This window comes from Nocardiopsis sp. TNDT3 (assembly GCF_003427465.1).
GTDB lineage: Bacteria > Actinomycetota > Actinomycetes > Streptosporangiales > Streptosporangiaceae > Nocardiopsis > Nocardiopsis dassonvillei.
Window position 1 is genome coordinate 1 of sequence record NZ_QPFC01001072.1, and the last position, 2,900, is coordinate 2,900.

Genomic DNA, 2,900 nt, shown 5'->3' on the forward strand with positions numbered 1-2,900 from the left:
GGGGGGCGGGCGCGGTGCTCAGGAGGTCCCGGTCGGGAAGCTCCACGGCAGGGACTGCGCCAGCTCGGCCCACTCCTGGGCGCCGATCGGGTCCAGGACCTCGGTGGCGTCCACCTCCACGGGCAGGGTGGCGTTCACCTCCTCCAGCGTGCGCGCCACGTTCTCCTCGTGCGTGGCGTCGTGCTTCTCGGCCTCCTCCACGAGCACGGCGATCATCTCGCCGAGGTCGGAGATGAGCCCCTCCAGTTCGGTGCGCGACATCTGGACGTCCTCGGCGCAGTGCTCGACGGCGACGGTCTTGACGCCCTCGTCGCCGTAGTACCAGACGGTGGCCAGCAGGCGGTCGAGGTCCCCGTCGCCGAGCCGCTCCGCGGCCACGGCCCGCTCCACGAACTGCGTGCTGGCCGGGGTCATCTCGCCCAGGCGGGTCTCGCCGGTCTCGAAGCTCACGAACCGGCTGACGACACATTCCTTGGCCATCCGGACGCGGGCCACCCCGGGCTGCTCGGAGTCCGCGGTCCCTCCGGTCTCCGCCGGCGCCCCCTGCGCGCCGTCCCCGGTGGCGGGCTGCTCCTGCGCTGCCTCTCCGCCCTGCGCGGACGGGCTCTCGGGGGTCTGTGAGGTCTCGGAGGTTTGGGTGGCTTCGGGGGTCTCCGGAGTCTCGGGCCGTCCGACGGGGGCGGTGTCCACCGGAGTCCCGTCGGCGGAGGACGTGCTTCCGTCCGCACCGGCGGGCTCCTGCGACTCCTTCTCCCCGGTCGTCCCGGACGCCGGCTCCGCGGGCTCCTGCGGGCTTTCCTCCTCGGCGGGCCCGTCCTGCGCCGCCTCGGCACCGGCCTCGCCGCCGGAGCTTCCGTCCGACGCGGCGCCGCCCGCCTCGCCGCCGGACCCCTCCTGCGCGGGCTCCTGCGCGTTCGGCTCGTCCTGCGCGGGCTCCTCGGCCTCCGGTTCCTGCGATCCGGACCCCTCAGGGGCGGGCTCATCGGTCCCCTCCGCGGGCGCCTCCTCCTTCCTGGTCAGCGACTCCGCCATCCTGACCAGTTCACCGCTGCCCCACTTGTCCGGCTGGAGGTACAGGGCCACGGCCACGCCCGGCTCGTCGAGCCAGAACAGGTCGCCGGTCTCCGGAGACAGGTAGGCCTCACTGCGCAGCGCCTCGCCCGAGTCCAGGCGCTCCAGCGTCCTCTCGGGAAGGTGACCGTACCGGCGTTCGCGCAGGTCGTCGAGCTGCTCCATGCTGTCCGAGCGCAGGATCGAGACCCTGCCGAGCAGCTGGTCGGGTCCGCGCATCCAGGACAGCTGCGACTGTCTGTTGCCCAGCCGGTCGGTCGTGGTCGAGGCGTGGATCCCGTTCCGCTCCAGCTCGGCGGGCAGGTAACCGATCTCGTAGCCGTCCAGGCTGTACGAGGAGACGCTCTGGCTGATCTCCGGCCAGGCCAGCGTCCGCATGTCCTTCTCGTCGGCCGCCACCGCCCCCGGGAGACCGACCAGTCCCGACGACGCGATCGCGGCGGCGCCGAGCAGCGCGACCCACCTCTTGTGGTGCTTGCGCATCAGTGTTCCTTCCCATCGACTACTCATAGTGATGTTCGCAGCCTCTGGGTAATCGCTCACGGGCGCGGGGGTCAAAAACCGTACATGAAGTAACCAAATGGATGCATTAAGTGAGAATGTCGTCGAACTGTCGGACACATCACCAGATGATGGGCGGCGGATCACCGACTGCTCCGCATACGGTAACCACGAGGTCACCATCCGCACCCAACCTGAGGAAGCAGCCGACAAGTTCACGCGCACTTGGGAGGTCCGGTGCAGCGCATCGGCATCGTCGTCGCAGCCGTGTCGTTCTTCGTCGTCACCGGCGCGAGCGCATCGTCCGCGACACAGGACGCCGACCCCCGGTGGTCGGACGTCACCAGATCCGCAGTCATCGAGTACACGACGACATCCGAACGCCCGCTGATCGCCGTCTCCCACCGCGGAGCCTCCGGTCACGCGCCCGAGAACACCCTGGCCGCCCTCGACGCGGCCGACCGGCTCGGAGCCGAGACCGTGGAGGTGGACGTCCAGCGCACGAAGGACGACGTCCTCGTGCTCATGCACGACACCACCCTCGAACGCACCACCGACGTCGAGGAGGTCTTCCCCGACCGCGGCTCCTACGAGGTCGGCGACTTCACCATGGAGGAGGTCCGCAGACTCGACGCGGGCGCGTGGTTCGACTCCTCCTTCGACGGCGAGCCCGTCCCCACCTTCGCGGAGGGGCTCGACCGCATGGAGCAGCTGGACCTCAACCTCTTCCTGGAGCTCAAGGAGCCCGGACTCTACCCCGGCATCGAGCAGGAGATCGCCGACGAGCTGACCGGGCGCGGAACCTGGCTGGAACCCAACCCGGACGGTGAGCCCCGACGCCTCGTCCTGCAGAGCTTCGACTGGGAGTCGGTGCGGCGCTCCAAGGACCTGCTCCCGTCCGTGCCGCACGCCCTGCTCGGGCGGGTCCCCGAGAGCAGCATCGACGAGCACGACTGGGCACAGATGATCAACCCCAACCACACCACCATCGACGCCGCCTACGTGGAGCGGGTCCACGAGGCGGGGATGGAGATCATGCCCTACACCATCAACGAGCGCTCCCGGATGGACACCGTCCTGGGCTGGAAGGTCGACGGCTTCATCACCGACTACCCCGACGTCGGCCAGGAGGCCATCGCCGCCCGGACCAAACGGTCCCAGCCGGTGGTCAGGATCCCCACGCTGCCCCTGCCCCGCTGACCCGCGTCGGCCCGGGAACCGCGTCCGCCCCGCAGGGGGCGCGATCCCCGGACCGAGCCCGGAGCGCTCCCTGGCCCCGGGCGGTGTCAGGTGGGATGATCGGTCCGACCCACACGAGGACCCCGCTT

The 2,900-nt window shown here is 70.4% G+C and carries 2 protein-coding genes; one reads left to right on the forward strand and one right to left on the reverse strand.

The features are described from left to right. Positions 1–18: 18 nt before the first annotated feature. A complete protein-coding gene (locus tag DQW06_RS23980) occupies positions 19–1,554 on the reverse strand; it encodes a hypothetical protein (RefSeq protein WP_013151629.1) in 1,536 nt (511 codons plus the stop codon). A gap of 255 nt (positions 1,555–1,809) precedes the next feature. Between DQW06_RS23980 and DQW06_RS23985 the strand changes: the two genes are divergently transcribed. Further along, positions 1,810–2,772 (forward strand): glycerophosphodiester phosphodiesterase family protein, encoded by a 963-nt coding sequence (locus DQW06_RS23985; protein WP_013151630.1) that lies wholly within the window; start codon positions 1,810–1,812, stop codon positions 2,770–2,772. The last annotated feature ends 128 nt before the right edge of the window (positions 2,773–2,900 follow it).